The organism is Paenibacillus dendritiformis, from assembly GCF_021654795.1.
GTDB lineage: Bacteria > Bacillota > Bacilli > Paenibacillales > Paenibacillaceae > Paenibacillus_B.
Genome location: NZ_AP025344.1, coordinates 1,207,025 through 1,232,850 on the forward strand (window position 1 = coordinate 1,207,025; position 25,826 = coordinate 1,232,850).

The following is a 25,826-nucleotide window of genomic DNA, read 5'->3' on the forward strand; positions in this document are numbered from 1 at the left end:
CTATAAAATCACTCGGAAAAAAAGATTGTGTTCTCTCAAAAGATAGTTATACTATAAAATATAAAGTGTGTTACAATTTTCGGGGGGAATCGACATGAAACGCAACAAGTTATGGCTCGCACTCTTATTAACTCTAGTCGTTGCGGTGGTCAGCGCGTGCGGCGGCAGCCAGACGCCGGCTCCGGATACGGCTTCCGGCAGCGAGACGGGAGGGGAGCCGAAGAGCGGCGGCAGCATCATTATCGCGGTTCAGGAAGATCCGCGGGTCATGAATCCGGTCTATGCCGGGGACCGGGTAACCTTGACCATTAACCAATCGTTGTTCGCTCCTTTATATCATATCGACAACGGGGAGAAGAAGTTTGTTCTGGCCGAAAGCCTGACACCTTCCGAGGACTCGCTGACGTATACGCTGAAGCTGCGCCAAGGCTTGAAATGGCATGACGGGCAGCCGTTGACGGCGGACGATGTCGTGTTTACGATGAACAGCATTTTGGATGAGAAGCAGCACAGCTCGGATCGGGCTAACTACGTCTACAACGGCAAGCCGCTGACGGCGAAAAAAGTGGATGATCTGACGGCAGAGTTTGTGCTTCCGCAGCCATCGGCTTCGTTCGAAGGCGTGTTGGCCAATTTCAAGCCGATTCCGAAGCATGTATTCGAGGGCGAAGCGGATCTAGAGAAGAGCGGCAAGAACGATCATCCTATCGGATCCGGCCCGTTCAAATTCAAGGAATACCGCGCAGGCGAATATGTGACGCTGGAACGGTTCGACGACTATTTTGCCGGGAAAGCGTACCTGGATTCGGTAACCTACCGCGTGGCGAAGGATGCGAACGCCGCTAACCTGGCCCTCCAGAACGGCGAGCTGCAAATGCGGATGATCGACTCCGTTGACTATGCGAAGTTGGACAACACCGGCAAATTCAATCTGGTGACGTATCCGGAAGGCCGCCTTATCTATATGGTGTTCAACCAGAACGTCGATGTCATGAAGAAGAAGGAAGTGCGCCAAGCCATTGCGTACGCCTTGAATAAGGAAGAAATGATTACGGCCGCCTTCGGCTCGACGGACTTCGCGGAACCGGCCGCTTCAATCTTCACCCCGGATACGCTGTACCAGACGACGGATGTCGCCAAGTACGAGTACAATATCGAGAAAGCGAAGGAGCTGCTCCAGCAAGCCGGCGTCAGCAATCTGAAGCTGCGTCTCGCGTATGTGAACTCGAACAAGCCGCAGACAAGCAAGGCGCTGTATATTCAACAGCAATTGAAGGAAGTCGGCATCGACGTGGAACTGATGGCGCTTGATGTCGCGGCCTTCGGCAATATGTCGCTCGACATGAACAATACGAGCTATGACATTTCGTTCGGCGGCTATATTATGGGCTACGAGCCGGACGCGTACAAATCGCTTTATATGAGCGACGCGGCTTACAACTATGCTCATTACAAAAATCCGGACTTCGATGCCCTCTGGAACCAGGCGGCTGTCGAAATGGACAAAACGAAGCGCGGCAAGCTGTACAAGCAGATTCAGCAGACCGTCGCAGACGAGATGACCGTGTACCCTATCGCATACGGGAAAGCGATCGTGGCAGTAGACAAGCGTTACGGCGGATTGGAAGAAGCCGTTCCGAAGCCGGTTGTCATGTTCGAGGATTTGTCCAAAATTTATATGAAGTAACCTCTCGGAACCATCATCATTAGGTAGCGGGAATTGAATCGAGAATTCGCGGGCGCTTGAAACGTTATCGTTTCAAGCGCTCTTTCGGAGGGAACCTTTGTGCAGAAATATATCGTGCGACGCGTTCTTCAAGCCATACCGCTATTATTCTTCATTTCTATCGTGTCGTTCGCGCTGATTAAGCTGGCTCCGGGAGATCCGGTCAATTCGTTCGTGACGCCCGATATGAACAAGGAGGACGTGGAACGGATACGGGAAAGCCTCGGCTTGAACCTTCCGCTCTACATGCAGTATTGGATTTGGCTGAAAAATGTGTTCATGGGCAATCTGGGCTACTCCCTGTCCAATCATCGGCCTGTGCTGACGCTGATCGTGGAGCGTCTTCCGGCCACGATCGGCTTGATGGGGGCGGCTCTCTTGCTGTCTTTGCTCATCTCGGTGCCGCTCAGCATGTACGCGGCTTCCCGGAAAAACCGCCCGGTCGATCGCGCGCTCGGGCTTGTCTCGTATATCGGAATCTCGATCCCGAGCTTCTGGTTCGGGATTATGCTGATCTATCTGTTCGCCGTCAAGCTCAACTGGCTGCCGAGCATGGGCATGCGGACGATCGGCGTCGACTCGGCGTGGGATGTGCTGAAGCACGGGATCCTGCCGTGTACGGTGCTGTGCTTCATGAACGTCTCCGTCTATATGCGCTATATCCGATCGAATACGATCTCGCAGCTTGAAGAGGATTATGTCCAGATTCAATATGCCTACGGGTCGGCCCAAGGCACGGTGCTGCGGCGCCATGTGCTCAAAAACGTGCTGCTCCCGATTATAACGATTCTCGGGATGTCCTTCCCGGAATTGATCGCCGGGGCGTTCATTACCGAATCGGTATTCTCCTGGCCCGGCATGGGCTCGCTCGGGATTACCGCCGTGTTCGCCTTGGATTATCCTGTCATTATGGGGATAACGATGTTCTCGTCGGTCATGCTCGTGATCGGGAATCTGGCCGCGGACGTTCTGTATGGCGTAGTCGATCCGCGCATTAAGACGATGAGGTGATTGTGATGAACCGAATGAAATGGCGTAATGTACTGACCCAAGTGAAAGAGCAAAAGGCCGCCATCGCCGCGATCATTCTCCTTGCCGTCTTTGCGCTCGCCTCGATCCTCGCCTTCCTGGTGCCTTACGATCCGAACAAGATCGTCGTGACGGAGCGGCTGCTGCCGCCAAGCGCGGCGCATTGGTTCGGCACGGATGATTACGGCCGCGACTATTTGGCGCGGGCGCTGTACGGAGGACGGGTCTCCCTCAGCGTCGGCTTCCTGGCGATGGCGATCGCCGTGATCGTCGGCACCGCCGTCGGTACGGCGAGCGGCTATTTCGGCGGCTGGATCGATAACGTTCTGATGCGGATCGTTGACATTTTAATGTCGATTCCGTCTTTTTTCTTGATGCTGATTCTCAATGCGTACCTGAAGCCGGGCATTACGACGATTATTCTCATTATCGGCATGCTCAGCTGGATGAATATCGCCCGGATTGTGCGGGCGGAGACGCTGTCGGTCAAGGAGCGGGAATATGTGCTCTATGCCCGGGTATCCGGACAAAATACGCTCGCTATTATTATGAAACATATTGTGCCCAATATTATGTCTACGATTATCGTGGCCGCGACGATTAATATCGCCTCGGCGATCTTGATGGAATCTTCGCTCAGCTTCCTCGGCCTGGGGATCCAGCAGCCGAATTCGTCCTGGGGCAGCATGCTGAACAATGCGCAAGGATTTATCGGAGAAGCGCCTTATCTGGCCCTGTTCCCGGGCTTGTTCATCCTGCTGACGGTACTCTCCTTCAACGTGCTGGGCGACGTGTTCCGCGTCGCGTTCGAGCCGAAGGCGAACAAGAGATAATGATGGGAGACAGATGGGGAAGGGCTATGGAATTCACAGAGAACGGGAGTGGGACCAATGACTGAATTGCTGTCCGTCCGACAATTGAGAACATCGTTCCTGACCCGGGACGGCGAAGTGCAGTCCGTCCGCGGCGTCAGCTTCGATGTCCGCGAGGGTGAGGTCATCGGCATCGTCGGCGAATCGGGAAGCGGCAAAAGCGTGACAGCCAAGTCGCTTATCGGCCTGATTCCGCCTCCGGGCGTCATCCGTGAGGGGGAAGTCCTGTACCGGGGCGAGAACCTGCTCGCCCTCCCCGAGAAGCGGCTGCGGCAGATTCGGGGCAACCGCATTGCGATGATTTTCCAGGACCCGATGACATCCTTGAACCCGGTCGTCAAGGTCGGGGCTCAGATCATCGAGGTGCTGCAGCGCCATAAGAAGCTGAGCAAGCAGGCGGCCCGCGCCGAGGCGATCGCGCTGCTCCGCAAAGTCGGCATCCCTTCGCCGGAAGAGCGGATCGATCAATATCCGCATGAGTTCAGCGGCGGGATGCGCCAGCGGGCGATGATCGCGATGGCGCTCTCCTGCCAGCCGGAAATTCTTATCGCCGACGAGCCGACGACGGCGCTGGACGTGACCATCCAGGCTCAGATTCTCGGCCTGATGAAGCAGCTGCGGGATACGACCAACACCGCGATCCTGCTTATCACCCATGACCTGGGCGTCGTGGCTCAAGTATGCACCCGTGTCGTCGTCATGTATGGCGGCCTCATCATGGAGGAGGGGAGCGTCCATGATATTTTCGAGCGGCCGATGCATCCGTATACGCAAGGGCTGCTGCGCTCGATCCCGAAGGTGGCGGCTGGCGAGCGGGAACGGCTCTTCAGCATTGAAGGCACGCCGCCGAATCTGCTGCATCCGCCAGCGGGTTGTCCATTCCAGGACCGGTGCCCGCATGCGATGGAGCAATGCCGGCAGCTGCCGCCTGATGCCGTGACAGAGACGGGCCATCGCTCGCTCTGCTGGCTGCAGCATGATGCGCCGGGCATTACGCTGGAGGCGGCCAATCCGGAGGAGGTGAAGCAGCATGAGCAAGCCTGAAGAGACGCTGCTGGATGTGCGCGGTTTGAAAAAGTATTTTTCTACCTCGAAAGGGTTGTTCGGAAAAAACAAGCAGACGCTGAAGGCGGTCGATGATGTCAGCTTCCAGATTCGGCGCGGAGAGACGTTCGGGCTCGTGGGCGAATCCGGCTGCGGCAAGTCGACGACCGGCCGCTCCATCGTTCGCTTGTATGATGTGACCGCGGGCGAGATCCGGTTCGACGGCACCGATCTGGCCCATCTGAGCGAGCGGGAGCTGAAGCCGTTCCGCAAGCGGATGCAGACGATTTTCCAGGATCCGTATTCCTCGTTGAATCCGGGCATGAACGTGACGCAGCTCATTAGCGAGCCGATGGAGATTCACGGCTTCGGCACGAAGGCGGAGCGGCGGGAGACGGTGCTGGAGCTGCTGCACAAGGTCGGGCTGAAGCCCGAGTATGCGGAGCGGTATCCGCATGAATTCAGCGGCGGCCAGCGGCAGCGGATCAGCATCGCGCGGGCCTTGTCCGTCAAGCCGGAGTTCATCCTGTGCGACGAGCCGATCTCGGCCTTGGACGTGTCCGTGCAGGCGCAGGTGGTCAACATGCTGGAGGACCTGCAGGCGGAGTTCGGATTGACTTACTTGTTCATCGCGCACGATTTGTCGATGGTGCGCCATATTTCCGACCGCATCGGGGTCATGTACTTGGGCAAGCTGGTCGAGCTGGCCCCGAGCGATGAATTGTACAATCATCCGGCCCATCCGTATACGCAAGCGCTGCTTGCGGCCATCCCGTTGCCGGATCCGAATGCGGCCGCCGGCGCCGCAGAGATGCTGGAGGGCGATCTGCCCAGCCCGCTGGCGGGAGCGGCCGGCTGCCGCTTCGCTTCGCGCTGTCCGTTCGCCACGGATCGATGCCGCCAGCGGGAGCCGGAGTGGAAGGAGATCTCGCCGGGACATTTTGCGGCTTGCCATTTATATGAAGAGAAATAACCGGTTCCGCTACGCAGGGACGTGGAAGTGTGATATAAAGGAAATATGCGGGGAGAACCGATTTCTACGGTTGCTCCGGCGAGGAGGCAGGGAAAATGGGGAATAAAGCGCGATTGTCGCAAAATACGGCGATTCTGCTGGAGCGGGCCCGGCGCTATGGATTTTCGGACGAGCAGCTGCTGGGCATCATTCGCTCCGGCGATGTGAGCGAGCTGACGAAGGCGAACGAGGAATGGTTTACGTACGATGATTTTCTGACGTATGCCGCCGATCATGGCGAACCGTTGGAACAAGCCGTCGCGGAAGGTTACCGTATCACGTTCAATACGATGAACGGATTGAAAATATGGCTGGAAACGCGCTTCGGTATCGAGGAAGGCGCGGATTTCACCCGGGGCGAAGGGAAATATACCGGGTTGACGCTGTCTGAAGCGGACCTGGAGGCGCTCCGCTCCGCGCTGGCCGCGAACTGGGTTATCCTCGAAGAGGAAGGGGCGTCCGGGCCGAAGCGGACGGTTACGCTGGCCGTGCGCGCCTTGAGCGATCAGCAGTAAGGAACAAGTGGAAGGGATAGTATTGCTATCGCCATGTTATAGAAGAGAAGCATGAGAGAATGGAACAAGCCGCCCGTGTCTCCGCAGAGGGAGATGCAGGCGGCTTGTGCTCTGTCAGGCGGGCCGGGCGAGCGCAGCGGGAAGGTCAGTCGCGGAGAAGCTCGTCTGCGAGCTGCCGGGCATCTCGCCCGGCTCCGCAGAGGAGGGCCGAACTGCGCGACTGCTGCCATGGCATGCCGATGACATAGAGCCCGGCGGCCGGCGTGCGATGCCCCCGATAGATGAGCTGCCCGCGCCCGTCCAGCGCTCCGGGAAGCTGAAGCCACCGGTAATCGGGCCGGAAGCCGGTCGCCCAGACGATGGCCGCCGGCCGGAAGGAAGCATGATCGCGGAACAACACGACGGCGCCGTCTTCCCCGCTGCCGACCGCTTCCGGGAACAACCGGATCCGTCCCGAACGGACCGCGTTCCGCAGCTCGCAACCGAAGATCGGATCTCCCTTTCTCCGCAGCCATCTTGCCCGCTTCCCATCCGCCGGCGCATGCAGCAGTGTGAGCCGGTCCATCCATTCGAACGTGCTCCGGTTCAGCAGCCGCAGCGGCAAGTGACGGGCCGGTCCGCGCGCGGACAATATCGTTGGGCGGCTCTGCGACAGTTCCACCGCGATCTGGGCTCCGGAATTGCCGCCGCCGACGATAAGCGCCGGTCCGTCCGGCAATTGCGAGGGCCGCTGATATTGGCTGGAATGGAGCTGCGCGATGCCGCCGCCGATCGATGCGGCCCATTCCGGAATGAATGGGGTGCGGAACGGCCCGCTGGCGAGAACCAGCTTCCGGCAGCGCAACGGGCGCTCCTGCCCCCGGAGCGTGACAAGGAAGGACGGCGGGCCGGAGATGCCGTCTTCAACGGCCGCGACCTGTTCAACATCGCTGTCCAGCCGCACGGGGAGCTGCCAATGCTGCGCATAGCGCTCCAAATAATCCGCAATCTCATCCCGCCCGGGAAACCCTTCCGGATCGCCCGGCAGCGGAAGTCCCGGCAATTCGCTATATTTCCGCGGCGTGAACAGAATGAGAGAATCATAGCGTTCGCGCCAATTGTCGCCAATGCGGGAATGCCGCTCCAGCAACAGCATGGAGAGGCGGGGCTCGCGCCGGATCAATTCGGCCCCGAGCGCCAATCCGGCTTGCCCTGCCCCGATGATGAGCACATCTATATATTCCTGCGCCTGTTTATTTTCCATGAAGATCCCCCTTGGGTTATCAATAGTTAGGATGCCATCATTATAACATTCAAAATAATATTTGAATATAGGGAGCGGGAATATGTTCTATTTGGCGCTCTCATAAAAATATTTTGCCGAGATCGCAAAAGATGTGTGCATTGTCCATTTATGGGCATCCCTGTTTTGTGATACAATAACGAATACGTGATTTTAGATGAGAGGGCTATGTCTAATGAGCAAATCATTATCCGAAGAATTGAAGCAAGAAGTGGAGAAGCGGCGCACTTTCGCTATCATCTCCCACCCGGACGCCGGGAAGACGACATTGACGGAGAAGCTGCTCCTGTTCGGGGGGGCTATCCGCCTCGCGGGAACGGTCAAAGCCCGCAAAGCGAGCAAGCATGCGACGAGCGACTGGATGGAAATCGAGAAGCAGCGCGGCATCTCGGTTACGTCGTCCGTCATGCAGTTCGACTATAACGGCCATCGGGTAAATATCCTCGATACCCCGGGCCACCAGGATTTCAGTGAGGATACGTACCGGACCTTGACGGCCGCCGACAGCGCGGTCATGCTGATCGACGTGGCGAAGGGCGTCGAGAACCAGACGATCAAGCTGTTCCAGGTCTGCGCGAAGCGGGGCATCCCGATCTTCACGTTCATCAACAAGCTGGACCGCGAAGGACGGAATCCGTTCGAGCTGATGGAAGAGATTGAGCAGGTGCTGGGCATTCGCTCGGTTCCGATGAACTGGCCGATTGGCATGGGACGCCAGCTCTGCGGCGTGTATGACCGCATGAAGAAGCAGGTGGAGCTGTTCCAGGGCGACGATCATTCCGTCATCAAGGTGCAGAAGGTGGACGATTACCGCGATCCGGTCATCCGGGATATCGCGGGAGAGCATCTCCATGACCAGCTGTGCGAGGAGCTGGAGCTGCTGGACGTAGCCGGGGACGAATTCGATTATGAGAAAGTGAAGCGAGGCGAGTTGACGCCGGTCTTTTTCGGCAGCGCGATCAATAACTTCGGTGTCCAGACCTTCCTTGAGAACTTCCTGCAATTGGCGCCGAAGCCGGCTTCACGCCAATCGACGGAAGGCCCGATCGAGCCGACGAATGAGAAGTTCACGGGCTACGTGTTCAAAATTCAGGCGAACATGAATCCGGCCCACCGCGACCGGATTGCCTTCCTGCGCATCTGCTCCGGGAAGTTCGAGCGGGGGATGAGCGTGAAGCATGTGCGCGTCGGCAAAGAAATCAAGCTGTCGCAGCCGCAGCAATTCCTGGCCCAGGACCGGGATATCGTAACCGAAGCCTACCCGGGCGATATTATCGGGCTGTTCGACCCGGGCATTTTCCGCATCGGGGACAGCTTGAGCCAGGGAGGGGCGGTCACGTTCGACGAGCTTCCGATCTTCTCCCCGGAAATCTTCGCTCGCGTCACGGTCAAAAACGCGCTCAAGCATAAGCAATACCAGAAGGGCGTCGATCAGCTCACTGAGGAGGGAACGATTCAGGTGTTCCATTCCGCGAGCGTCTTCGAGGAGACGATACTGGGCGTCGTCGGCCAGCTTCAGTTCGAGGTGTTCGAGTACCGGATGAAGGCGGAATACGGGGTCGACGTACAGTTGATGAGGCTCCCGTATCAATTCGCGAGATGGGTGACGGGGCCGAATATCGATCCTTCCAAGTTCCGGATCAATTCACAGCTCGTCAAAGACAAGTCCGGCAATTTCGTCGCCTTGTTCGAAAACGAATATGCGATGCGCACCGCCATGGACAAAATGCCGGAATTGAATTTCCTGGAGACGGCGCCGTAACCGATTGGCAGTCAACCGGTAATCATAAGCGAACCCCCTCATCATCTATGAGGGGGTTCTGTTGATATGCGGATGATTGCTGAATTCTCATGTCACGGCTTGCGGATAACGAGCAGGTGCATAAGATGGTTCAATTGCTCGGCTCTCACCTCATAGCGGTGCTGCTCGAGCCACCGGATGAGCCGGGAGCGGTCGGCGAAGTATTCATCGAGCACCGCCTCGACGGAGGCCTTGTCGCCGCGGGCGTTCAACTCGTCCAGGAATGCGGCACGGTGCTCGTTATCCGTGAACATCAGATCGGCGATGACGATTCTGCCGCCGGGGCGGAGCAGCCGTCCCATCTCCTCGAAGGCAATCTCCTTCTGATCATCGGTGAGATGATGCAGCGCATAGGTCGATACGATGAAATCAAAGGCGACGTCCGCCAGCGGAATGGCCATCAGATTGCCCTTCAGCAGACGAATGGCCGGATATTTCCCGCGGCATTGCTCCAGCATGGCGTCGGATTGGTCGATGCCGGTCATGGCCGCTCCCTCGCGGAGGAAGCGTCCGGACAGATTGCCCGTGCCGACGCCGAGCTCCAGGCCGCTCTCTCCCGGCCGGGGCGCAGCCTCCCGCGTCACCCGATCCAATATGCTGTCGTAATCTTCATGAACCCGCAGAGAATCCGTATTGTTCGCTACGGCTTCATCGTAGCGGCTTGCCTGCGCGTCGAAATTCCACCGATCGCGCCACTCCGCCCGCAGCTTCTCATAGCGCTGCGACTGTTCCCCGATATGATGCAGTTGACTCACGATCTTCTCCCCTTCCTGTTCGCTGTCATCCCTGTCCAATAGGCGGCGCAGCATGCCCAGCAGACGCTGCAGCTCCGTATACTGCAAGGCCAACTGCTGCATTTGCTGATTGAGATAAGGGCGCAGCGCTGCCAGACGCCCTTCCATCGCCTCGTCAAGACATTCCCGAATCTGATCGAGCGGCAGATTCAGCTCGCGCAGCGCGACAATCATGCGCAGACGCTCGATATCCTCTTCCCGGAAGACGCGGTAGCCGTTGTCCTCCTGCTTGGCCGGGGACAGCAAGCCCTTTTGCTCATAAAACCGGATAGCGCGCGTCGTCAAGCCGAGCCGATCGGCAGCTTCCTGAATTTTCATAGGCCAGCTCCTTTCAGATGTATTGTAACGCTTGACGCGGCGTTAAAGTAAAGTCTCTATTTTTGATTTTTCACTATAAAAAGTGGAGGCGGGCCCGCCACGATCAGACAGCAGCGCAAAAACACGAATCCGTCTCGGGGAATCCGGCAGATTCGCGTTTTTGCATTCCATCAGGCGCGCGGCTGAGCGTCTTGATGCAGCTTATGCTGCAGCGTGTCCACCATCTGTTGACGCAGCTCGCTGTCGCTTTCCTTCCAGATTACTTCGAACAAAACGCCAAGACCGGGAAGCGCCCGCTCATCATAATCGATAGAGCCTTCGATCATGTCAATGACATCTTTATCGGGCTTATTGGACACTTTCTGCATTATCGCCTGACGCAAGTTCAGCGTGACACCCATCGGCAGCTTCCTCCTTCCTTAACAGTGCCGGTTACGTATCTATCCCCATCGCAGCGACGCCCTGAGGGATGATTTGGCACAAAAGCCAGACATCCATCGGGATACACTATCGACTGACAGACGGCGAACCGGCACTTCGCGTATAACGTTCCCCAATTGGGTGACGAACATACAGGCGGGGACGGAGCATTCTTTTATCTCACCGGATGCGCGTGGTATAATTGAGTAAGAATAAGCAGTGTCGGATGAATGGGGAAGGTGATAGTATGACGGCAAAAAAGCAATTTGCGATTATCGGCATGGGACGATTCGGATCCAGCGTCGCGCAAAATTTGAGCAACATGAATTTCGAGGTGCTGGCCATCGATTCCAGTGAGCAGAAGATACAGGAAGTCGCGAATATCGTCACGCATGCCGTATCGGCGGACTCGACGGATGAGGATGCGCTCCGCGCCCTCGGCATCCGCAACTTCGATGTCGTCGTCGTGGCGATTGGACAAGATATTCAGTCCAGCATTCTGACGACGCTGATTTTGAAGGATCTGGGCGTGCCGATGATTGTCGTCAAGGCGCAGAACGAGCTGCACGGCAAAGTATTGAGCAAAATCGGCGCCGATAAAGTGGTGTTCCCGGAGCGGGATATGGGAGCAAGGGTCGCGCATCATTTGATCTCGCCGAATATTCTGGACTATATCGAGCTGTCGGAGGACCATTCGATTGTGGAGATGCGGGCTTCCTCGCTGATGATAGGCAAGAACCTGAAGGAATTGGATATCCGCGCACGCTTCGGCTGCAACGTCATGGCGATCAAGAACAACGGCAAGACGAATATATCGCCGTATGCGGAAGATCGGATTAAGGATGGGGATATTTTGGTTATCGTGGGGCAGAATAATCATCTGAAAAACTTTGAACTGGCATATGCCGAATCATGATGAAACCGACTGAAACGATTACGTCCGTTCAAAATCCCCGCGTCAAGCGATGGGCGTCGCTGCGGGAACGCAAAGGCCGCAAGCAGGAAGGATGCTTCCTCGTGGAGGGCACCCATCTCGTGCAGGAAGCGCTGGCCTCCGGCGCCCCGGTGGAGGCGGTCCTATGCGATGAAGCGCGCGATGTTCCCGCGGAGCTCCTGCCCTATGCGGATGCGCCGCACACCTCGGCGGCAGGCGGCGGGCAGCCGGAATGGATTGGCGTCACGGATGCCATTATCCGCAAGCTGAGCGAGACGGAGACCCCGCAGCCGGTCATCGCGGTCGTGCGCAAGCCGGCTCTTGAGCCGGGCGCTCTCTTCGGCGCGGACATGCCGCTCGTGGTGGCGGTAGACGGAGTGCAGGATCCCGGGAATCTGGGCACGATCATCCGCTCGGCCGACGCGGTCGGGGCGACGGGGGTCGTCCTGGGCCGAGGCACGGTGGACGTGTACAACGCCAAGACGGTGCGCTCGACGATGGGCTCGCTTTTCCATCTCCCGGTCGTCGAGGCCGACCTGCTGTCCCTGCTCCCTGAAGCGAAGGCGAACGGGATGAGGCTGGCGAGCACGAGTCTGCAGGCTTCCCATTCCTGTTACGGCTACGATTACCGGCAGCCGCTCTGGCTCGTCGTCGGCAATGAGGGACAAGGCGTATCCCCGGCGGTTCAAGCTCTCGTCGACGATACCTTGATTATCCCGATGCGCGGCCAAGCCGAATCGCTGAATGTCGCCATGGCGGCGACCGTGCTGCTCTACGAGGCGATGCGGCAGCGGCATTATGTGATATAAGCGGTCAATAGACGGCAGAAGACCTTGAATTTACAAGCGTTTTTCTGCCATCTTTTTTATGCTTGGCTGGCACGCCGAATGACATCCGTTGACTTTTTGAAAGAAGCTGAAGGTCGCAATGGATATGGCCGCCGTAAAAACAATAACGTTTTATAAAAGGTCGAGTGTATGGACACCGGCTTTTTTTTGCTTTCTGTACGGGTGCTGCCTCGGCAGTAAAACTCGCAGCGGCTTGGCCAAGAACCGTTTGTACTATGCCGGCGGGCGGCAGAGGGGAAAAAGAAGCGATTGCTGTTATGATTTGCTCCGTGTTGGTCGATATATATAGTCTGGGATCCAATAATAGGAAGAATTTGATTCAGAGTAAGGAAAAAGGCGGTCGGTCTGCATGATTCAACTTGGAGCGAAGCGAACAGAACAGATAAATTACATCGGGATCACCGACTTCGACGTCGATTTATTGCATAGCAAGGAGAGCGAATTTCGCGCTGTCGTCGATGTATTGGTGGAGGAGCTCTACGAACAAATTACGGCTCAGCCCGAGCTTCATCGCATCATTCTCCAACACAGCACGGTTGAACGGCTGAAGGAGACCCAGCGATGGTACTTTTTGTCCATGGCGTCGGGTGTAATTAATGAGCCATTCATTGAAAAACGGCTGCATATCGGAAAAATCCATTCCCGCATCGGATTGACGACGAATTGGTATTTGGGAACTTATATCCTGTATCTCGATCTGGCGGCCGCGCATTTCCAGAGGATCATGCCGGAGGAATGGAAGCCGCTCATTCATTCGCTGAGCAAAATGTTCAATCTCGACTCTCAGTTGGTTCTTGAGGCGTATGAAGGCGGCGAGAAAGGGAAAATTCAGGAGATGGTCGAGAAACAGAAGGACGTGCTGACGGTTGTCAGCGCAGCGATTCAAGACTTGGCTGCTATGCTGGTTCAGTTGAGCGGCAGCAGCCAAGCGGTCTCGGCCGCAGCCGAACAGACGGCCGCTTTCCAAGAGCAGACGCATCATAACGTCGAGTATTTGGCTCAGGAAGTCACGGCGATTCATCATATTGGAGCGGTGATGAGGGAGGTGGCCGATCAGACGCATTTGCTCGGACTGAACGCCGCCATCGAAGCGGCCAGGGCGGGAGACCATGGAAGGGGCTTCCAAGTGATCGCGGAAGAAGTGCGGAAGCTGGCCAGCCGCACGAAGGACTCGCTGAATACGATCGAGGACAAGCTCGACCGCATTCAAGCCAGCTTGTCGGCTGTCCGGGATAATTCGGAGCAATCGTCCGCCCATGCGAGAACGCAGGCGGCCTCTTCCCGGGAACTGGCGTCTTTGGTGAAAATGATTGAAAAGGTGACAGCGCAGTTGAAAAGCTTACAATAAATCGGTACTGCTGATTTCTTATCGGCATAGTCAGCACCGCTTCCTTCTTCGAGGTCGTCATGAGGGTGTCCTTCTTTTTTGGATGCTGGCCGCATAGACTGGGATCGTACAGGCCAACCATGATATCCGAGGCCGGAAAGGGGGAGCGGAGAGGTATGGCCAGATGGCGTTCCCGCGGATTCCGAGCGGCACGATGGCGTCTGCCGCGCATCTCGATTCAACCGCGCAAGCCTTCGGGATGGCGTCCCCGCAGAGTCTGGGGCGGAAGCCTGCGCAGCAAGGCCCCTCAAGGCCCGGCCTGGCAAGGGGGGAAGCCGTCCAAGCCGCGCCGCAAGCGCAAATATGTGTTCATTGCGCTCTTGATTATGACGCTGCTGACGGCACAGCTCTTCGTGTATGTAGATAAGCATGTGCGCGGGCCGCTCATGCATCTCGCCAAAATCCGGGTGAAGCAAATCGCGACGCAAGCGATTAACAGAGCGATTACCGATCAGGTGATGCGGGGCCGGGAGCTGGATAAGCTGATCGAATGGAAGACGGATTCACGCGGCAAAGTAACGAGCTTCGTCTTGAATTATAACGAACATATGCGGATAACGTCCGAGACGGTCGATATCGTGCAGCGGACGCTGCAGCAGGTCAAGGAATTGAAGGAGCATATTCCGCTCGGGCAAGCATTGGGAAGCCCGCTCATCGCCTCCTTCGGTCCAAGAGTCCCTTTCCGGATGGAACCGCAGGGCGCAGCGAAGGTCGAGTTAAGCACACGGCCGATGGATGTCGGCATCAATATGGTGCTGGTGGAGGTGTATATCAAAGTCATCGAGGAAGTGGCCATTGTCATCCCGTTCGATCTGGAGCCAGAAGTGGTGGAGACGGAAATTCCGGTCTCCTATCTGCTCGTCGTCGGCGATGTGCCCATGTATTATTACGACGGCAAGGGGCAGCCCGTCGGCAACAACCGGGACAAAGCGCCCGCTCTCTCCTTGCCGGTGCTGCCGCAAGCCGGAGCCGTCAACTCCACGGACCACGACAACCCTAGCGTGCCGGCGCAAACTGAGACGGTTCCGCCGCCAGGCGAACCACCCGGCGGAACGGAGCCGCCGCCATCTGCGGCGCAGCCGTAAAGAAGCATGCAGAACCGAGGCAGCCTGCCTCGGTTCTTGCTGTGCAACGAGAGTGCGAGAGGAAGCCGCCGATTGCATCGGCTTGCTCTGAGCGAGCAGGCGGGAGGGACGCTATGGCCAGTCTCTCCGTCGGTCAGGAAAAGGGCTTCAACGTAACAAGCGGGCGTACAATATACAGTTCTGGAACATTCTCTGGCTTGCATATACTTTCTGAATAAATGGGAGAGCGGTTAGAGGACTGAATAATAGGTGGGAGGCATAAAAAGAAAAAAGCGATCCTGCAGCGGAATCGCTTTTCTGAGGGGAGCGGATGGTTCGTCACCTAATTTGCGAGCTTCTAGGCCAATTTAGCGCCGCTGCCTTGGCACGCTGTGAACCGGGTCTGCGGCGGAATTCTCCGGGGGAAGCGAAGAGGTACGGCGCCGCTCCTTCAGCCTGCGCAGGTCGGCCAGCTCCCATTGGCGCAGCAGCGGATACGGATCGTAGGCATACTCCACCAGCCCGCGATCCCGGTATATCCCGTAATGAAGATGCGCCGGAAATTTGCCGGAGGTGCCGGGCGGGCCGTAGCCGGAACTGCCGACCCAGCCGATCGTCTGTCCCGGGGTCACGATGTCGCCGAGCTTTATGTTTTTGTGGTATCCGGACAAGTGAGCGTAGTAATGGTAATTGTTGTTGATGTCGCGGATGCCGATTCGCCAGCCGCCATAGCGGTTCCATCCCTTGACCTCGATGATGCCGTAGCAGGTGCTCCGCACGGGGACGCCGTAACCGGCAAAAATATCGGTTCCTTCGTGAATGCGGAACCCTCCGTAATGCCGCCCCATCCCCCAGGTGCTGCGGTAGGAATAATCGGCGGTCACGGGAAGCGGGAAGGCCGAGTCGAACAATTGAAGCCGATCGAAATGTTCATAGAGGCGGGCGAACTGCTTCACGCGCTGCACGGCGCGCGGGTTGGCGTAATAGTTCCACAAGCCGGTGCCGAAATCGTCATCGCTCAGGCCGTAGGAGCCGACCAGAGCCGCCACGCTGTACAGCAAGTCGGTGTCATTGTTCATATCGGCCCGTCCGTCTCCGGAGCCGTCGCGGCCCATCCCTTTGAACATCGAGATGGAGACCGGGTTCTCATCTTCCCAATCCGGATTCAGCATGCCGGCCCACTTCGGCGGATCGATAAATATCCCGGTCAGCCGATCGGGATGCTTGCGCTGCTTCGGCTTGGCTGTCGTCAATGTACGTTCATATTGATCGATTGCCGCCAGCCGGTACCAGGGAATGCCGGTCAAGGTGCCCATCTTCTCGTATAAATCCCGCCGTTCTCTCCATATATTCACCTTGTCTTGGTTCAGCGCCGGGGCCGGTTCGGCCGCTGAAGATGCGATCGAATGGCGTTCATCCTTGTTGGCGTCCGGCCAAGCGTCCAACGGCGGGCAGATGGCGGCCCATAGCGCCAAGCCGGCCCATAATATGGCAGCTTGCTTCATTCGCACTTTCCCTCCTTATGCCTGTCCGAAATGCAGATGTAATGTTAGAATGTGCACGAACGGGCTTTTTATCCGAACCTGGGACATGCAGGTATGGAATTTGGAGGGTTCATGGTATAATACTAAATTGAGGTCAAGTAAAGCGAACGGAGAAAGAAGGTAATGACTCGATGAAAACAAAAGAGCAGAAACCAGACTGGATACGCATCAAACTGACCACAGGAGAAAATTATTCCGAAATCAAAGATATGATGCGCTCAAAAACGCTTCATACCGTATGCGAGGAAGCGCGCTGTCCTAACATTTACGAGTGCTGGGCCAACCGTACGGCGACGTTTATGATTTTGGGTGATATCTGTACACGTGCTTGCCGCTTCTGTGCGGTAAATACCGGCATGCCGACCGAGCTGGATCTGCAGGAGCCGGAACGTGTCGCGGAAGCGGCCGAGCGCATGGGCTTGCGCCATTGCGTCGTTACTTCCGTGGCGAGGGATGATCTGAACGACGGAGGCGCCTCCATCTTCGCGGAGACGATTCGGGCGATTCGACGGCGCATGCCATTTTGCAGCGTAGAAGTGCTTATTCCTGATTTTATGGGCAATTGGGACGCGCTGCGTGTCGTGATGGACGCGAAGCCGGACATTTTGAATCATAATATCGAGACGGTGGAGCGGATGTCCGACCGGGTTCGGGCCAAGGCGAAATATTCCCGTTCCCTGGAGCTGCTGCGGCGGGCGAAGGAAATGCAGCCGGGGATTCCGACAAAGTCGAGCATTATGCTTGGCGTTGGCGAGGAATGGGACGAAATTTTGCAGGCCATGGATGACTTGCGGGCGGCAGATTGCGATATTTTGACGTTGGGACAATATTTGCAGCCGTCGCCGAAGCATTTGGATGTCGCCAAATACTATCATCCGGATCAATTCGCCGAGCTGAAGCAGGAAGGGATGAAGCGCGGCTTCAGCCATGTCGAATCGGGACCGCTCGTTCGCAGCTCGTACCATGCGCATGAACAAGTGAAGTCGGCTCATCAGGCCATGTCCACGTCGCAAGCGACCGGCAGCTGACAAGATCATTGCCGAAGCGGGCTGTGGCTCTGATGCAATCCGGGGTGGCGGGAAGGAGGAATAACAGGCATGTTCCATATTAGCGGCCAGACATATGAAGTGATTCAGGAGCATAAGAACGCGTGGAATCCGGAGGCATTCCGCGACCGGTACAGCGAAGTGCTGGAACGGTATGATTATATCGTAGGCGACTGGGGATACAATCAGCTGCGGCTGAAAGGCTTCTTCCGGGATAACCATCCGAAGTCGACGAAGGACACGACTTCCTCCGGCATTGTTGATTATATTAACGAATACTGCAATTTCGGATGCGCTTATTTCATCGTGGAGAAGTTGAGCAGCAAAGATCCGCGCCACCGCCAATCCCAGGATAACGGGGATGAGGAGGAGACGCAGGGGGCCGCACCGGACAATAGGGAGGATGCCGCGGCGAAGCAAGGCATCTCGCTTCAGCCGAGAGTCCCGACCCCGGAATCCGATGCCGAGCCTCAGGCGAAGCCGGCGATGCAGGAGCGCAAGCCGCGTCCGCGCCATCGCCACAAGAACCGGGGCCATCATTCCAATGATTCCAAGCGATCGGATATGGCAAAGGTATCTGCGAAGGAGGCGCGGCCTCCGAAGGATAACCGTTCCTGATCGCGGCTATGAACACGAACACCTCCCTTATCGCTATCATGCGATAAGGGAGGTGTTGTTGTATATACCGATAATCTAATTCACTGGGTAGCAGCCGTTCTCATCGTATCCGAGGAAGGCTTCACGGACGCGCTTCCAGAAGGGGAACGGCCGATAGCGGACGAAGGTGACCCGCTGATCCGCCACCCGGCAGCGAATCGAGCGCAGATGAGACAGGCGGATATTAATATGATCGATAGTCAGCAGCAGGTTCTGCCCTTGCCGGGGCCGGATATCGAAATGGTGATGCTTCGGCAGAATCAAGGATGAGCCGAGTGTCCGGTATACCCGGTTGTTAATCGATGCGATCTCCGCCAGTTGGATGGACGGGATGGAAGGATGAACCATAGCCCCGCCGAGACTCTTGTTGTAGGCGGTGCTCCCCGATGGCGTCGATACGCAGATTCCGTCTCCGCGGAACATTTCGAATAATTCATCATTGATGTCAATCTGGGCTACTAATGTAGTGTCCGTGCATTTGAGCGTAAATTCATTCAAGGCAATATAGGTCTTCTTCCCCGCATCCTCTCTGTCAAGCTCAAGCTCAATGAGCGGGTAGCGGACGATCCGGGGGTTGATCTGGTCCTTGGAACGGTTCTCCGCCATCATGTGGACGAGCAGTTCGATCTCATCCGGCTTCCAGTCGGCATAAAAGCCAAGATGCCCTGTATGAATCCCGACGAAGGCGGTATGGTCGATCCGGTTGATATAGCGGTGAAAGGCTTGCAGCATCGTGCCGTCCCCGCCGATGGACAGAACGATCTCCGGTTCTTCGTCATCCCGTGCCAGTCCACGCGCCTCAGCCAAACGATGAAACGTCTCCGTCAAAGAGACGGACAATTCGTCTCCCCGGTTCAATACTGCATATTTCAAGGCGTTGACTCCTTTGTCGAACGGTTTTGTTGGAACATATCAACTCCATCTTATACGTTCCGCGGCCGGATTACAATCGTGTTTTCGACAAGAATCCCTCTAGCGGCTATCTCCGAATCCGCTTCCAGGCCATGCATAAGAGGGAGGCGGCGAACAACAGGCCGCTTACCGTCAGCAGCGTCCATAAGCCGGCGCGCAAAGAATGCCAAGCGGTCTCCCAAGGGGTGCAGGCTTCGGTCCACACCTGCGCGGGGATCCAGATGGCCGCTTCCGCGGCGTAAGGCGACAGCAGCGGGAAGAGGAAGTAGGCCGCCGCCGCAGCCAACAGACTGTGGAGCGCCCGAGCTGCCAGAAAAGGCAGGTACCGCATATCGCATTCGTTCATGATGCTCGCGATCTGGGCGTGAACGGATAGTCCTGCCCAGGACAGGATCCAGGCTGCCGCAACCACTTGCGAGCGAAGTCCGGCCGTATCGGCTGCCCCGGCTCCTCTGGCGCCGAGGGTGACCTCGAACAAGCCTCCGGAGAAAGCCGGCGCAAGCGAAGGCGCCAAATGAAACCAAGCCAGAGTGGACTGCAGCAGGCGGTCAATGATATTCATGGCGCCGATGCAGTCGAGCATTTCCATTAACACGGAGAAAAAGACGACGAGCCCGCCGACCACGGTCATGAGACGAAGCGAGGAGCCGACCGCATCCCGCAGCAGCGTTCCGAGGGAGCGTCCGTCCTGCAGCCTCGCCTGATGCATCGACCGGAACGCGCGCCGGAACAAGGGGCCCTGGAGCCCGCGAATGGCGCTTGGCGAAGGGGTCATCGGCGATGCCGATGCATGATAGCGCATCAGGATGCCGATGAGGAACCCGGCGCCATAATGGGCGACCGCGAGGATGAGGGCGAGGCCGGCATTGCCGAAAAAGCCGACGGATACGGCGCCGATCAGAAATATCGGGTCGGAGGTGGAGGTGAAGGCGACGAGCCGCTCTCCCTCCTCGCGGGTGATGAGCCGATCGGCCCGCAATCTCGTTGTCAGCTTCGCTCCGACAGGATAGCCGGACGCATAGCCCATGGCGACGACGAAGCCGCCGATGCCCGGCACGCGGAACAGCGGCCGCATGACCGGATCGAGCAGCGTACCGATAAAATGCACGATGCCGAAGCCGAGCAGCGCTTCAGAGATGATGAAAAAAGGGAGCAGGGAAGGAAACAGGACATCCCACCATATCGATAGCCCGCGAACCGCCGAACGGAGGGCGGCAGACGGATAAATGGCCATCAGGGCCGCAAAAGCGCTCAATCCTCCCGCGATGAGGAGCATGAGAAGGATGCGGCTTGTCCTGCGGTTCATACAAAGCACTCTCCTTTCCTGTCACGCCGATCAGCACTCCATACTTTCAAGTTTATGAGAAGAAAGGGACAATCATGACAGGCGTGAAGCCGCACCGTACCTTCGTTCCGCAATATTCCTGTAATCAAAATGTAAAGAAAACGCTTGCATGTTTTCGTATTATTTTGAAAATAATTATGATAAAATACAAGTATAGAGAGATGGAACGCGTTCGTTAGGGGTGATACGGATGAGCATTATCGCTGGCATCCTGGTTTGCGCTTTCGTCTATGTCATTCGAGAGTCGTTGATGGGACCACCGGAAGAAGACTGGGAAAGTTAATCATTTTACGCAAGCGCTGAAGGTTTCAGCGTTTTTTTGTTTTTTCCCGGGAACGTGAAGCATCACATTGAAAAGGCCCCCTTTTTGTAATAAAGTGGGGGGGAGCAAGCAACCGCTCAAATTAACCGGAGGCCGAAATTGCAGCGCCGCATGAGACATGCTGCGTCCGGCCCCGTAAGACAGGAGCTGTGCAATGGAACGAATGCAACGCTACAATACGATTTATGACGCGATTGGCGGGGCGGATGCGATTCGCCGCATCGTGGAATCTTTTTATCCTAGAGTCCAGGCTCACCCGCTGTTGGGGCCTTTGTTTCCCGAAGATATTTACCCGGTGATGGAAAAGCAGTTCATGTTTTTGTCGCAGTTCTTCGGCGGGCCCTCGTTATATTCCGATGCTTACGGCCACCCGATGATGCGGGCGCGGCATTTGCCGTTCCCGGTAACGCCTGCCCGTGCCGAGGCGTGGCTCGGCTGCATGCGCGAAGCGCTGACGGAGATCGGGTTGGAGCCGGAGCTTCGGGAGATGGTGATGACCCGGCTGTCCGGCCCGGCTCATCACTTCGTCAATACGCCGGATGATGAAGGGCAAGCGTAGCGTGTTGCCCTGCCGGCCCGGAGCCGGCATCCCAGACAGAGAACGCATAAGGAGAGGAGAATTTTGGCAGAGATAGAACCGCTGTTTATAAGCAGAATGGAATGCCCGTTTTGCGCGGAATCATTCGAGATCTCGCGTGTACGTTCACGCTTCAAAAAGCCTTCCCAGATCGACAGTGATTTTTGTCCCCATTATGCAGAGGACCGGCTGAATCCGGATTATTATGTCGTCCGGGTATGTCCGAACTGCGGCTGCGCGTCGACCGAGAACTCGATCAAGAACTGGAGTCCGGCCCAGCGCCAGGCGTTCCGGGAGCGTGTCGCTTCCCAATGGACGCGCAAAGAGTACGGAGGCGAACGGACGTGGGATCAGGCCATGGAGACGTACCAGTTGGCCTTGCTGACGGCGCAGATCATCGGCGAGCACAAGCGCGTCGTGGCCGGCCTGCTGCACCATATCGCCTGGCTGTTCCGCTATCGCGGGATGGAGGCGGAGGAACAGCGCTATTTGCGCTTCGCGTTGGAGGCTTATATATCGGTGTATGAGTATGAATGGCAGGATCAGAACGATGCGCGGCTCATGTATATGATTGGCGAACTGCACCGGCGGCTTGGCGAGTATAATGAGGCGGGCAAATACTTCACTCGCATTATCCAGGACAAGCGGATTATGGATGCCGCGATGATTCGGGCCGCGCGCGAACAGTGGCAGCAGATGCGCGAGGAGATGCAGGAAGCCGCGGAAGGGAAGGAACACCCGGAGAGGACGCCAATCTGACGGAGGAGGGAGAACCGGAAGCTAGCGAATCTTCCGATCCGCCAGCAAGTAGTCGCGATCGGCATCAAGGACGACGATCCGGTTATGGCAGCAGGGCATGATGAGCAGCCGTTTTTTGCCGTCGCGAATGTCGGGCAGCTCCTTCGGCTTGAGCGACACAAGCACATTATCCGCATGGCAAAAAGGGCATTCCGGAATGTACATATCTCCCATAATGATGTCATAAGGCACGGTATTCTCGAACGGAATCATCGTGAACGATCCTCATCGGAATCGGCCGCCGGTTCGGCCGGTTCCTTCTCCGCTTCGGCGGCCGCCAGTTCGGCCAGCTTCTTCATCAGAATATGCTGCGGCATATGCATGAGCTGTTCAATGGGAACGCCCAGCGCCTGGGACAGCTTGACGGCGGTATCCGCAGATATTGGCAAAGGTCTCATCGAGTCGCCATCCTTTCTATGCGGGTTGCTCAATTTTTTGATATAGTTTAGTTATACACGCTCAACATGCAAAACTCAAATTGCCGCAATTTTTTTATTCCAAGAAGAGAAAGGTGTGTCCGCGATTATGCAACATCCGTTAAATCCGACATGGGATCTGGAATCGATCTTTCCGGGAGGGTCCGATTCGGAAGCGCTTCAACAATCATTTTCCGCGATCGAGCAGGATTTGGCTCTGCTGAAGCGGGAACTGAAGGAGATATCGTCTCCGCTTAGCGAGGACAGCATCCCGGCGCTGGCGAATATGACGGCCCGGCTGCAGGATCTGAACCGCCGGATGCAGGAGGCGGGCGCCTTTATCAGTTGTTTGACCGCCCAGAACCTTCATGACAAGAAGGCCGTGCAATGGACGGGACGGAAGTCGGCGCTGTCGGCGCAGCTGGTTGCCATCGACGCATTGTACGACGAGCTGCTCCGCGGTATGCCGGATGAGCTGTGGTCCCGGTTCTTGGCCCTGCCGGAGATGAAAGGGATCGCCTTCAATCTGAGCGAACGCCGCGCTATCGCCAAGGAGAAGCTCGGGCCGGAACTGGAAGCGCTCGCCGGAGATCTGGCGGTGGACGGGTATCATGGCTGGGCGGAGATGTACAATACCATCGTCTCCCATGTGCGCATCAATTATGAGGAGAACGGCGTCACCCAGCAATTATCGGCAGGACAGGCCCATAACAAGCTCTCGCATCCGGATCGCCGGGTGCGCGAGGAGATGTTCAAGCTATGGGAGCAGGAATGGAGCGACAAGGCCGATTTCTGCGCCGACGCGCTGAATCACATTGCCGGCTTCCGCTTGAAGCTCTATGAACGCCGCGGCTGGGACAATGTCCTGAAGGAGCCGCTCGCCAAAAACCGGATGTCGCAAGCGACCCTGGATGCGATGTGGGATACCATTGTTCGCAATAAGCCGAAGTTCGTTGAATATTTGGAGCGGAAGGCGAAGCTTCTCGGCGTAGAAAAACTGAGCTGGTGCGATGTGGACGCTCCGATCGGCGGAAGCCAGACCACCATCGGCTATGATGATGGCGCAGAGGCGATCGTCGAGCAGTTCCGCAAGTTCAGCCCGCGGATGGCGGACTTCGCGGTGCGCGCGTTCGAGAACCGCTGGATTGAGGCGGAGGACCGCCCCGGGAAGCGGCCGGGCGGCTTCTGCACCTCCTTGCCGGTCAGCAAGCAGACGCGCATCTTCATGACCTACGCTGGCACGCCGTCCAACGTATCGACGCTGGCGCATGAATTGGGGCACGGTTACCATCAGCATGTGATGGATGGATTGCCGGCCTTCGCTCAGCGCTATGCGATGAATGTGGCGGAGACGGCGTCTACCTTCGCCGAAATGATCGTAGCGGATTCGGCCGTGAAGGGGGCGAAGGATGATCAGGAGAAGCTGGGGCTGCTGGAAGACAAGATTCAGCGGTCGATTGCTTTCTATATGAACATCCATGCGCGCTTCCTGTTCGAGACTCGCTTCTACGAGAAGCGCAAGGCCGGACTGCTGTCGAGCGAGCAAATCTGCGCATTGATGGAGGAAGCGCAGCAAGAAGCCTACTGCGGTGCGCTCGGTTCGCTGCATCCGCATTTCTGGGCTTCCAAAATGCACTTCTATTTCACGCATGTACCGTTCTACAACTTCCCGTATACGTTCGGGTACTTGTTCAGCACCGGCTTATATGCGCGCGCGCTGGAAGAAGGCGAATCGTTCGCCGCAAAATATGACGCTCTGCTGCGCGATACGGCGGTCATGACCGTGGAGGACTTGGCCAGCAAGCATCTTGGCGTCGATTTGACGAAGCCGGATTTCTGGCAATCGGCCATCAATGTAACGCTCAAGGATGTGGAGCTGTTCTTGCAGATGACAGAATAAGCGTATCCGGGAAAGGAACGACATAATTCGTGACATCCAATCGAGTTTTGAAGGGATTCCATGCCGTGTTCTATTCGACGAATGCGCTGCTGATTCCCTATCTGCCCCTCTTGCTGACCAAGCGGGGATTTCACGCATGGGAAGCGGGGACGCTTCTCATGCTGGGGCCATTTCTGGCGATGTTCGTGCAGCCATTGGCCGGCGTGCTCAGCGATCGGCTGAAGGCGGTCCGGCCGCTGCTGTTCGCATGCTGGATCGCGCAAGGCACGGCCGCCGCCTGCCTCTTCCTGTCTTCGGGGAGAATGGCGGGGGCGGCCAGCCTGCTGGCGCTCTATATTTTCTTCCTGCCAGCCGTGTCCCTGCTCGATTCTTTGACGGTGAAGACGGCCGCCGCCGCCGGCCAGTCCTACAGCAGCATCCGCCTGTGGGGGTCGGTAGGGTTTACCGTGACCGGCCTCGTCCTCGGAAAAGTATTCGATGCCTGGGGCGGCGTCGATTCGCTCATGTGGATGTATGCCCCGATATGGGTCAGTCTGCTTATCGGCATCGGGCTCCTGCGGGAGGCGCCGGCCGATGCGAAAGAGGCTGGGACCGCGGTCAATCTTACGGTCTTGCGCAAGGCGCTGTCGGTGCCTGCCTTGCTGGTGTTCCTGCTGCTCGTCTTCATTGTGGCGATGCCGCATCGGATGAACGATGCGCTGCTGTCCCTTCATCTGAGCGACTTGGGGGCAACCTCCGCCCAGATGTCCTGGGCTTGGTCGGTCGCGGGGGTGGCCGAGGTCATTGGCTTCGCGGTGATGGCGAGATGGGTGTCACGGAAGCGAATGCTGCGGTTATTCGCGATCGTATGCGGGCTGTATGCGATCCGATGGCTGCTGTACGCGGTTGTGAAGGATCCCTGGGTCGTCATCGCCCTGCAAGGAGGGCAGGCCGTGACCTATGCCGCATTGTGGGTGCTGTCGATCGAATTCGTGGCCTCGCTACTTCCCCGGCAGCTGGCCGCGACCGCCCAGGCTCTGCTCGGCATGGTGTTCCTCGGCCTGGCCGGCCTCGCAGGGGGAATGAGCGGCGGGGCGCTTCAGGAAGCATACGGCGGGACCGGGATGTATCTGTATGGCTTCGCCTGCGCGGCGGCAAGCATGATCGGCTTCGGCATCTGGGCCTTCCGCCGCGAGCGCGCTGAGCGGAAGCAAGCCGCATCTCCGGAGGCGGCAACCTATTAGAGGTCGTTCAAAAAGTCCGCTGCTCATGCAGTCTCGCCTA

The 25,826-nt window shown here is 57.3% G+C and carries 25 protein-coding genes; 17 read left to right on the top strand and 8 right to left on the bottom strand.

Annotated features, from left to right (window positions below; translation table 11 throughout):
• Positions 1–94 precede the first annotated feature (94 nt).
• The 6 genes from L6439_RS05295 (at position 95) to L6439_RS05320 (ending at position 6,198) form a co-directional block, all read left to right on the top strand.
• Positions 95–1,687: an ABC transporter substrate-binding protein gene (locus tag L6439_RS05295; protein WP_213468787.1), complete on the top strand. Its 1,593-nt coding sequence runs from the start codon at positions 95–97 to the stop codon at positions 1,685–1,687.
• Positions 1,688–1,786: 99 nt separating this feature from the next.
• Positions 1,787–2,737, top strand: coding sequence for an ABC transporter permease (locus L6439_RS05300; RefSeq protein ID WP_168182233.1), 951 nt, complete (start codon positions 1,787–1,789; stop codon positions 2,735–2,737).
• 5 nt (positions 2,738–2,742) lie between these two features.
• Positions 2,743–3,588 carry an ABC transporter permease gene (locus L6439_RS05305; RefSeq protein ID WP_168182234.1) on the top strand — a complete coding sequence of 282 codons (846 nt, stop codon included), beginning with the start codon at positions 2,743–2,745 and terminating at the stop codon, positions 3,586–3,588.
• 57 nt (positions 3,589–3,645) lie between these two features.
• A complete protein-coding gene (locus L6439_RS05310) occupies positions 3,646–4,671 on the top strand; it encodes an ABC transporter ATP-binding protein (RefSeq protein WP_213468788.1) in 1,026 nt (341 codons plus the stop codon).
• Complete coding sequence (locus L6439_RS05315) at positions 4,658–5,644, top strand: ABC transporter ATP-binding protein (protein ID WP_213468789.1); 987 nt, start codon at positions 4,658–4,660, stop codon at positions 5,642–5,644. The genes L6439_RS05310 and L6439_RS05315 overlap by 14 nt, the downstream gene beginning before the upstream one ends.
• Positions 5,645–5,739: 95 nt before the next feature.
• Entirely contained in the window at positions 5,740–6,198 is a 459-nt protein-coding gene (locus L6439_RS05320; RefSeq protein WP_168182237.1) for a hypothetical protein, read from the top strand.
• Positions 6,199–6,343: 145 nt separating this feature from the next.
• Here the strand turns inward: L6439_RS05320 and L6439_RS05325 are convergent, their stop codons facing one another.
• Positions 6,344–7,441, bottom strand: a complete 1,098-nt coding sequence (locus tag L6439_RS05325) for a flavin-containing monooxygenase (RefSeq protein WP_213468790.1) — start codon at positions 7,439–7,441, stop codon at positions 6,344–6,346.
• 214 nt (positions 7,442–7,655) lie between these two features.
• Here L6439_RS05325 and L6439_RS05330 point away from each other — a divergent pair, with 214 nt between their 5' ends.
• Positions 7,656–9,242 carry a peptide chain release factor 3 gene (locus tag L6439_RS05330; RefSeq protein ID WP_168179866.1) on the top strand — a complete coding sequence of 529 codons (1,587 nt, stop codon included), beginning with the start codon at positions 7,656–7,658 and terminating at the stop codon, positions 9,240–9,242.
• A 92-nt stretch (positions 9,243–9,334) separates the two neighbouring features.
• On the opposite strand, the gene L6439_RS05335 is transcribed toward L6439_RS05330, so the two are convergent.
• Together L6439_RS05335 and sspI are read right to left on the bottom strand one after the other, a co-directional pair.
• Positions 9,335–10,393 carry a MerR family transcriptional regulator gene (locus tag L6439_RS05335; protein ID WP_213468791.1) on the bottom strand — a complete coding sequence of 353 codons (1,059 nt, stop codon included), beginning with the start codon at positions 10,391–10,393 and terminating at the stop codon, positions 9,335–9,337.
• A gap of 170 nt (positions 10,394–10,563) precedes the next feature.
• On the bottom strand, positions 10,564–10,794 hold the full coding sequence (sspI, locus tag L6439_RS05340; RefSeq protein ID WP_168179864.1) for a small acid-soluble spore protein SspI: 231 nt from the start codon (positions 10,792–10,794) through the stop codon (positions 10,564–10,566).
• 266 nt (positions 10,795–11,060) lie between these two features.
• Between sspI and L6439_RS05345 the strand changes: the two genes are divergently transcribed.
• The 4 genes from L6439_RS05345 to yunB all read left to right on the top strand — a co-directional run bounded on the left by L6439_RS05345 (position 11,061) and on the right by yunB (position 15,067).
• A complete protein-coding gene (locus L6439_RS05345; protein WP_168179863.1) occupies positions 11,061–11,729 on the top strand; it encodes a potassium channel family protein in 669 nt (222 codons plus the stop codon).
• Positions 11,726–12,556 carry a TrmH family RNA methyltransferase gene (locus tag L6439_RS05350; RefSeq protein WP_213468792.1) on the top strand — a complete coding sequence of 277 codons (831 nt, stop codon included), beginning with the start codon at positions 11,726–11,728 and terminating at the stop codon, positions 12,554–12,556. The genes L6439_RS05345 and L6439_RS05350 overlap by 4 nt, the downstream gene beginning before the upstream one ends.
• Positions 12,557–12,944: 388 nt before the next feature.
• Positions 12,945–13,943: a globin-coupled sensor protein gene (locus tag L6439_RS05355; RefSeq protein ID WP_213468793.1), complete on the top strand. Its 999-nt coding sequence runs from the start codon at positions 12,945–12,947 to the stop codon at positions 13,941–13,943.
• Between the two features lie 155 nt (positions 13,944–14,098).
• Positions 14,099–15,067 (top strand): sporulation protein YunB, encoded by a 969-nt coding sequence (yunB, locus tag L6439_RS05360; protein WP_168179860.1) that lies wholly within the window; start codon positions 14,099–14,101, stop codon positions 15,065–15,067.
• A 347-nt stretch (positions 15,068–15,414) separates the two neighbouring features.
• Here the strand turns inward: yunB and L6439_RS05365 are convergent, their stop codons facing one another.
• Positions 15,415–16,551: a M23 family metallopeptidase gene (locus L6439_RS05365; protein WP_213468794.1), complete on the bottom strand. Its 1,137-nt coding sequence runs from the start codon at positions 16,549–16,551 to the stop codon at positions 15,415–15,417.
• A 170-nt stretch (positions 16,552–16,721) separates the two neighbouring features.
• Here L6439_RS05365 and lipA point away from each other — a divergent pair, with 170 nt between their 5' ends.
• Together lipA and L6439_RS05375 are read left to right on the top strand one after the other, a co-directional pair.
• Positions 16,722–17,618, top strand: coding sequence for a lipoyl synthase (gene lipA / locus L6439_RS05370; RefSeq protein ID WP_168179858.1), 897 nt, complete (start codon positions 16,722–16,724; stop codon positions 17,616–17,618).
• A gap of 69 nt (positions 17,619–17,687) precedes the next feature.
• Positions 17,688–18,254 (top strand): YutD family protein, encoded by a 567-nt coding sequence (locus L6439_RS05375; RefSeq protein ID WP_168179857.1) that lies wholly within the window; start codon positions 17,688–17,690, stop codon positions 18,252–18,254.
• 75 nt (positions 18,255–18,329) lie between these two features.
• Here the strand turns inward: L6439_RS05375 and L6439_RS05380 are convergent, their stop codons facing one another.
• Both L6439_RS05380 and ylbJ read right to left on the bottom strand, forming a co-directional pair.
• Positions 18,330–19,166: an NAD kinase gene (locus tag L6439_RS05380; RefSeq protein WP_168179856.1), complete on the bottom strand. Its 837-nt coding sequence runs from the start codon at positions 19,164–19,166 to the stop codon at positions 18,330–18,332.
• A gap of 106 nt (positions 19,167–19,272) precedes the next feature.
• Positions 19,273–20,511 (bottom strand): sporulation integral membrane protein YlbJ, encoded by a 1,239-nt coding sequence (ylbJ, locus tag L6439_RS05385; protein WP_168179855.1) that lies wholly within the window; start codon positions 20,509–20,511, stop codon positions 19,273–19,275.
• A gap of 515 nt (positions 20,512–21,026) precedes the next feature.
• On the opposite strand from ylbJ, the gene L6439_RS05390 reads away from it, so the two are divergent.
• On the top strand, positions 21,027–21,431 hold the full coding sequence (locus L6439_RS05390) for a globin domain-containing protein (protein ID WP_374043180.1): 405 nt from the start codon (positions 21,027–21,029) through the stop codon (positions 21,429–21,431).
• A gap of 63 nt (positions 21,432–21,494) precedes the next feature.
• Positions 21,495–22,208: a DUF2225 domain-containing protein gene (locus tag L6439_RS05395; protein ID WP_237096754.1), complete on the top strand. Its 714-nt coding sequence runs from the start codon at positions 21,495–21,497 to the stop codon at positions 22,206–22,208.
• 21 nt (positions 22,209–22,229) lie between these two features.
• Here the strand turns inward: L6439_RS05395 and L6439_RS05400 are convergent, their stop codons facing one another.
• On the bottom strand, positions 22,230–22,460 hold the full coding sequence (locus L6439_RS05400; protein WP_168179854.1) for a hypothetical protein: 231 nt from the start codon (positions 22,458–22,460) through the stop codon (positions 22,230–22,232).
• Positions 22,457–22,645, bottom strand: coding sequence for a YycC family protein (locus L6439_RS05405; protein ID WP_213468795.1), 189 nt, complete (start codon positions 22,643–22,645; stop codon positions 22,457–22,459). The genes L6439_RS05400 and L6439_RS05405 overlap by 4 nt, the downstream gene beginning before the upstream one ends.
• A 127-nt stretch (positions 22,646–22,772) precedes the next feature.
• On the opposite strand from L6439_RS05405, the gene L6439_RS05410 reads away from it, so the two are divergent.
• On the top strand, positions 22,773–24,563 hold the full coding sequence (locus tag L6439_RS05410; protein ID WP_168179852.1) for a M3 family oligoendopeptidase: 1,791 nt from the start codon (positions 22,773–22,775) through the stop codon (positions 24,561–24,563).
• A gap of 29 nt (positions 24,564–24,592) precedes the next feature.
• Positions 24,593–25,786 carry an MFS transporter gene (locus L6439_RS05415; protein WP_168179851.1) on the top strand — a complete coding sequence of 398 codons (1,194 nt, stop codon included), beginning with the start codon at positions 24,593–24,595 and terminating at the stop codon, positions 25,784–25,786.
• Positions 25,787–25,826 lie beyond the last annotated feature (40 nt).